Raw genomic sequence first — 5,115 nt, forward strand, 5'->3', positions numbered from 1 at the left:
GCACGGCAGCCTGGGGCAACATCGTTGGCATTGCCGGCGTGTTCATCGCAATTCTGGCGCCGATATTGGGGGCCATCGCCGACCAGTCGGGCCGCCGTAAGCCCTGGTTTATCAGCTTCACTCTGCTTTGTGTGGTCTCCTGCGCCATGTTGTGGACGGTCACGCCGGAGCAGAACCAGTTCTGGAACGCAGCACTGTGGGTGGGGCTGGGTACACTCGGCGCCGAATTCGCGTTCATTTTCTACAATTCCATGCTACCGGATCTCGCAAGCCCGGCGCGAACCGGGCGCTGGTCAGGCTGGGCCTGGGGGCTGGGTTACACCGGGGGCGTGCTGAGCCTTATCGTGGCGCTGTATGGCTTTATCGAGGCCGATGCCAGCCTGTTCGATCTCAATCGCGACAACGCCGAGCACGTGCGTGCCACTTTTGTGCTGGTAGCGGTGTGGTACCTGGTGTTCGCCCTGCCGGCCTTTATCTTTGTTCTGGACCGCCCATCCACCGGCCTGGGACTTGCCGCCGCCACCCGCGCCGGGTTCTGGCAAAGGAAAGAGTCCCACCACCCCCTGCCCGACCGAACTGTTGGCGGGATCGCCATAGGACTCTATACGACAAGACACTTCACGGGCGCCATTGAAACTGTTTCATCGAAATTCTGCCATCGATGACCACGACGCCTTCCTCCCGCAAGCTTTGAGCCTGGACTTCGAACGCTTCGCTGCCGATTGGGAAAGCTATTTGCCCGTTGCTTCTGATCACCCGGTACCAGGGAATGGCGTGGCCATCGGGGAGTTTCCCCAAAGCTTTACCGATGTACCGTGCCTGTCGGCCGAGGCCGGCCATGTCCGCAACCTGGCCGTAGCTGGCTACGCAGCCAGGGGGGATCGCGGCGACGACTTGCCAGATTTTCTGGTCTTTGGTGGGCTCGGTCATGACGACTCAGTAGCCTCGTTCCTTGGTGCCAAGGCGTCCAGGCGCTCGCCTTTGCGCATCATGTAGATGGCGAGAAGTATGGCGGGGACTCCCATCAGCCCGGCCACCAGGAAGAATTCCGCGTACCCATAACCGGCCACGACAATGCCGGAGAAGCCACCGAGGAATTTTCCGGGCAACGTCATCAAGGAACTGAACAAGGCGTACTGCGTGGCAGTGAAAGAGGCACTGGTCATGCTGGATAGCCAGGCTATCAGCGCCACGTTGGCGATGCCTCCGCTGAGGTTGTCAGCACTGACCACGAGCGCCAGGGTGCCCAGGTCCGGGGGGTATTGAGCGAGTACCACGAACAGCATGTTGGTCGCGGCGGTCATGACGGCGCCGGTCAGCAACATACGCCGAACGCCATAACGCACAACGAGCACGCCACCCAGAAGCGACCCGGCGATTGTCATGAAGAAGCCGAAGACTTTGGTAACGTCCGCCACTTCGGTTTTGGAGAAGCCCATGAAATCGAGGTAGAACGGATTGGCCATCACGCCCATGGCGATGTCCGATATTCGGTAGACCGCCACGGTGATCAGGATCAGGATGGCCAGCTCTCGGTAGCGCCGGAAAAAATCCAGGAATGGCCCGGCGACCGCCGCATAAAACCACCCGATAAACCGCGCCAGGCGTGGGTTCAGATGGGTGCGCTTCGCCGCTTCCTGCTCGATTTTCCCGGCGATATCCTGCGCAGCGGCAAAGTGATTGACGGCGGGTTCCCTTACGATCAGCACGGTGGCCATGCCCACACCAACCAGCAATGCCATCACCTCGTAAGACACCTGCCAGGACCAGAACTCTGCCAAGTACAAGGCTCCAGCACCAGCTACCAACAAGGCCAACCGGTAGCCGAAGATATAAGTAGCTGCCAATGCCGCCTGAAGCCGCTCTTCGGCAATTTCAATCCGGTAGGCATCAATAGCCACATCTTGAGTGGCCGAGGAAAAGGCCACCAGCAGACCGCACCAGGCCATCATCTCGGGCGCTGCCGTGGCGTCCACGTGGGCCATCAGATAAAGGCCGCTGGCAATGCCAGTCTGGGCAAGCAAAATCCAGCTTCGGCGCTTTCCCAACAGTCTGTCGAGAATCGGCAACTTCAGCCGGTCGACAATTGGTGCCCAGAACACCTTGATGGAGTAGGTAATCCCAAGCCAGCTGAAGAACCCAATGGTGGCGGTCTCCACACCAACATCCGCAAGCCTTGCGTTCAGGGTGGAGAACACCAGCAAAAACGGCAGCCCCGCCGAGAAGCCCAGAAACAGAAGTGCAATAACCTGCCACCGGGTGTAGGTGTCGAGTGTTTCTTTCAGCAGGGTCCGGTTCAAGCCGTATAAAATGGTGCTGCTCCCCGATCAGTCGCGGAAGTTGTTAAACTGGAGAGGAATATCCAGCTCGGCTTCCTTCAATAGGGCGATGGCTGTCTGCAGGTCATCACGCTTTTTACCTTTCACCCGCACTTTTTCACCTTCGATGCTGGCCTGGACCTTGAGCTTACCGTCCTTGATCATTTTGACGATTTTCTTGGCCATATCGGTTTCTATGCCCTGCTTCAGTTGCAGGTGCTGCTTGACCAACTTACCGGCCTTACTCTCGCCGTCTTCGGACAAGGCCCTGGAATCGATGTTTCGCTTGGCAAAGGCCATTCGCAGCATGTCCATCAACTGCTCCAGCTGGAATTCCTGTTCGGCGCTGATGGTGATGCCTTTGTCGTCCAGTTCGATGTCCGCGTCCACGTTCTTGAAGTCCCAGCGATTGCCCAGCTCGCGCTTGGCCTGGTCCACGGCGTTGGTCACTTCGTGCATGTCGATTTCAGAAACGATGTCAAAAGAAGGCATGATGTGTTCTCACTTTTTACAATTATCCACGTCAGGACACGCACAAAACGCTATACTGGTGCCCTTCTGGTTGCGCAAGGTGCCAAAGCATACCAAGACCGGGCCGGCACCGCATCTGACAATGGACTGGTGAGTAGTAGTTAACAATGCCAAATCTTGATCTTCCCATCCTCGTGGTAGACGACGCCAAATTCAGCAGCATGGTAGTGGGCCGAACCCTCCGCAATGCAGGGTACCGCGACGTGCGAATCGCCAACAATGCCCCTGCTGCGCTTGAGTTTATCGACCAGCGCCCGGTCAGTGTGTTGATTGCCGACTGGCTGATGCCGGAGATGGACGGGCTGGAGCTGACCGATCAAGTGCGCCAGCAGGATGAGCAGAACAATCACTATACCTACGTGATCCTGCTCACCGCCCGGGAAAGTGTGGAGGCCCTGTCAGAAGCATTCGACCGGGGCGTTGACGACTTCATCTACAAATCGGACATGACCAAACAGCTGATTCCCCGGATTTTCGCGGCCGACCGCATGGCGGACCGCCAGAATACCCTTTTGCGCGCTAACTCCCTGCTGATTGAGAACAACCGCGAACTGGAAAGCAGCAACATCATTGACCTTGAAACGGGCCTATGCAACAACCGTTATGCCCGTAATAAGCTGGGCAAATGCCTGCGGCAGGCGGAATCCCGAGGCGGTGCTTCTGCCTATGTGCTGTGCGGCATCCGCAACTGGCAGGAGCTCAAACGTAAGCATGCGCCCTCGGTGATGAGTGAGCTGGCCGTTGGCATCGCTCGACGACTGAGCCACCTGATCCGGCCCATGGACTCCCTGTGCCGCGTGGGCGACAACCAGTACGCGATTATCGCTCACTTCCCGAACAGCGATCATTGCTCCACGACAGCGTTTCGCCGCGTATTTGACGGCATTAACCACAAGGCTCTGAAGACCACGGCGGGTTATATCTCGGTTGAGGCAGGCATGGTACTTTGCCGTGCGGATGCCCAAAACGGCACGCCCTCGGTCCAGGAGATGGAACGTGCAGCCGTTCAAGGCTTGGTAGATGCCTACGAGACCCGGCGGTTCACCGAGACGAGACCGGAGCTTGAGAAAGCCTGAAGCAGAGTGTCGGATTACGCTACGTAACACTGCGACACACATCACAAACAGACTTCCATGAACGAAAGCCCTATTCTGCAATTGTGGATTTAAGCAGTATCCCCCATGGCGGAGGAGACGAGTAGTACCTCCGCCGCCAAATGGGGAAGTCCACACCGAATTAACGAATTTTTCAGGCACTTTCGTTCTTTCCTTGTTTTTAAGCCAGCTTCTTAGCTGGCTTTTTTCTTTTCAGCTTCCGTTATACTGATGGCAACAATAACCCCAAGACGTTGCCGTAATCATGAAGACCCTCGGAACCGCCTCCGTAGCAGCCCTCAGACAATACGTCCGCACCGCCGATGCACAGGGCCTGGATACCTCCGCACTGTTTACCAAAGCAGGGCTTGATTCATCGGTTCTTCAAACCGACGACGAGCGCATAAACGGCGAACAGTTCCAGGCGTTCATACGGCTTGTTTGCGAGGAAAGCCACAACCCCATCCTCGGCCTGGAAACAGGCGACTTCGTACAACCGGGGTCCTACAGCGTTCTCGGGTATATCACCATGAGCTCCGCCACGCTGGGTGAGGCCGTGGCACGCATTGCCCCGTTCGAGAAACTGGTCGGCGACATGGGCACCACGCAAATTGCAGGTAGCGGCGATCACATCAAACTGATCTGGTCCTGCAACTACACCGACCCGGTCGCCCGCCCCCAGATGGTGGACAACGTCTTCGCCTCGTGGATCAACTACGCCCGCTGGCTGGCCGACAACAACACCGCCTCACCAGTGGAAGTGCACCTGAAACACCCATCACCCGGCCCGGAACTGGAAAGCGCCTACACCGAACGCTGGGGCTGCTCCGTCAGGTTTGAGTCTGATGAAGATGCCATTGTCTTGCACAAAGACTTACTGAGCACACCCTTGCGGCAGCCAGATCCGCTACTCCGCAAAACCCTGGAAGCCCACGCCCTAAGCCAACTGGCCACCCTGGAAACCGACACTGCCCTCACCAACCGGGTTAAACACAGCATTCGCAAACAGTTGATGCACGGCATCACCCGCCAGGACATGGTCGCAGACCATCTGGGCATGACCAGCCGAACATTGCAGAGAAAACTTAGCCAGGAAGGTGTTTCGTATCAGCAGTTGCTGGATGAGGTCCGGCAAGTCATGGCCGAAGACTTTCTGACGAACAGTGACCTGG

Annotated in this window: 6 protein-coding genes; 3 read left to right on the plus strand and 3 right to left on the minus strand. The window is 57.5% G+C overall.

Features of this window, described 5'->3' with window-relative positions:
* A partial coding sequence (locus tag MDG893_RS20140; protein ID WP_007155695.1) for an MFS transporter occupies positions 1-665 on the plus strand: 665 nt, incomplete at its 5' end.
* Here the strand turns inward: MDG893_RS20140 and MDG893_RS20145 are convergent.
* From MDG893_RS20145 to MDG893_RS20155, 3 genes are read right to left on the minus strand one after another with little or no spacing between them, the layout of a single operon-like run.
* Positions 619-930, minus strand: coding sequence for an MGMT family protein (locus MDG893_RS20145; protein ID WP_007155696.1), 312 nt, complete (start codon positions 928-930; stop codon positions 619-621). The genes MDG893_RS20140 and MDG893_RS20145 overlap by 47 nt on opposite strands.
* Complete coding sequence (locus MDG893_RS20150; RefSeq protein ID WP_007155698.1) at positions 927-2,300, minus strand: AmpG family muropeptide MFS transporter; 1,374 nt, start codon at positions 2,298-2,300, stop codon at positions 927-929. Before MDG893_RS20150 ends, MDG893_RS20145 begins: the two co-directional genes overlap by 4 nt.
* A gap of 27 nt (positions 2,301-2,327) precedes the next feature.
* A complete protein-coding gene (locus tag MDG893_RS20155) occupies positions 2,328-2,810 on the minus strand; it encodes a YajQ family cyclic di-GMP-binding protein (protein WP_007155699.1) in 483 nt (160 codons plus the stop codon).
* 146 nt (positions 2,811-2,956) lie between these two features.
* Between MDG893_RS20155 and MDG893_RS20160 the strand changes: the two genes are divergently transcribed.
* Together MDG893_RS20160 and MDG893_RS20165 are read left to right on the plus strand one after the other, a co-directional pair.
* A complete protein-coding gene (locus MDG893_RS20160; protein WP_007155700.1) occupies positions 2,957-3,925 on the plus strand; it encodes a response regulator in 969 nt (322 codons plus the stop codon).
* A 283-nt stretch (positions 3,926-4,208) separates the two neighbouring features.
* A partial coding sequence (locus MDG893_RS20165) for an AraC family transcriptional regulator (RefSeq protein WP_007155701.1) occupies positions 4,209-5,115 on the plus strand: 907 nt, incomplete at its 3' end.

Source organism: Marinobacter algicola DG893 (assembly GCF_000170835.1).
In the GTDB taxonomy this organism is placed as follows: Bacteria; Pseudomonadota; Gammaproteobacteria; order Pseudomonadales; family Oleiphilaceae; genus Marinobacter; species Marinobacter algicola.